This window comes from Amnimonas aquatica (assembly GCF_002943415.1).
GTDB classification, from domain to species: Bacteria; Pseudomonadota; Gammaproteobacteria; order Pseudomonadales; family Moraxellaceae; genus Perlucidibaca; species Perlucidibaca aquatica_A.
This window is the reverse complement of the sequence record NZ_PTQZ01000338.1, coordinates 1-1,290: the sequence shown is the minus strand read 5'-3', so window position 1 is coordinate 1,290 and position 1,290 is coordinate 1. Positions and strand designations below refer to the sequence as shown.

The window sequence follows — 1,290 nt, the reverse complement described above, 5'->3', positions numbered from 1 at the left end:
CTGGACCTGGTCGAGACCGCCTGCGACGGCCTGCTGCGCTCGCTGCTGAAGCGCCAGGGCGTGTTCGGCTGCGGGTGCTGAGCCATGAGCCTGACTGATCCGATTGCACTGCCCGGCCTGCAGGCCGATGCCGACCTGTCCGGCAGCAACACCCTGGGCCTGCCGGGGCGGGCGGAGCTGCTGCTGCGTGTCACCGACGAGGACAGCCTGGCGCAGGCCCTGGCGTTCGCTGCAGGCCAGGGCCTGGCGGTGACCATCCTGGGGGGGGGCAGCAATGTCGTGCTCGCCGGCGACGTGCCCGGCCTGGTGCTGCAGATGGCGCTGTCCGGTGTCCGCGTGCTGCAGTCGCCCGATGACTTCGGGCCCGGCGAGGTGCTGGTCGAGGCGGCCGCGGGCGAAAACTGGCACGCCTTCACCCAGCGCACGCTGGTCATGGGCCTGGGCGGCCTGGAGAACCTGTCGCTGATTCCCGGCACGGTCGGTGCCGCGCCGGTGCAGAACATCGGTGCCTACGGCGTCGAGCTGGCGGATGTCATGCACGCGCTGACCGCGTATGACCGCGTGACGCGGCAGTATGTCGACATCGCCGCGGCAGACTGCGCCTTCGGTTACCGCGAGAGCCGTTTCAAGTCCGCCGAGCCCGGGCGCCATGTCATCGTCCGCGTGCGTTTCCGGCTGTCACGCCAGCCCGCGCTGCGCATCGGCTATGGTGACATCCGCCAGGCGCTGGCGGCGGCCGGTGCCGATACGGCGCCGACGGCGCAGGATGTCGCCACTGCGGTCATCGCCATCCGCCGCAGCAAGCTGCCGGACCCGGCCGAGCTCGGCAACGCCGGCAGCTTCTTCAAGAATCCGGTGGTTCCGGTCGAGCAGGCCGATGAGTTGCGGCTGCGCTTTCCCGGCGTGGTCAGCTATCCTCAGCCGGGCGGCTTGACCGCCAAGCTGGCCGCCGGCTGGCTGATCGAGCAGGCCGGCTGGAAGGGATGCCGCCTCGGCGCCGTGGGTGTCCATGACCGCCAGGCGCTGGTGCTGGTGCACCACGGCGGTGGCAGCGGCGCGGAGCTGCTGGCGCTGGCCGATGCCGTGCGCCAGTCGGTGCGCGAGCGTTTCGGAGTCCTGCTCGAGCAGGAACCTGTCATCCTGGGCGGGGTGCGGTGAGGCCTCTCCCGGCGAGGAGCTGATCGTGACGGAAAGCCGGCTCGTAGCCTGCCATGCCTGCGACATGCTGCAGCACAAGGTGCCGCTGCCACCGGGCACGGTGGCCAACTGCGCGCGCTGCGGCACCCGCCT

General features: G+C 71.2%; 1 protein-coding gene. It reads left to right on the top strand.

The features are described 5' to 3' along the window. Positions 1-84: 84 nt before the first annotated feature. Complete coding sequence (murB, locus tag C5O18_RS09745) at positions 85-1,158, top strand: UDP-N-acetylmuramate dehydrogenase (protein ID WP_105193427.1); 1,074 nt, start codon at positions 85-87, stop codon at positions 1,156-1,158. Positions 1,159-1,290: the final 132 nt, after the last annotated feature.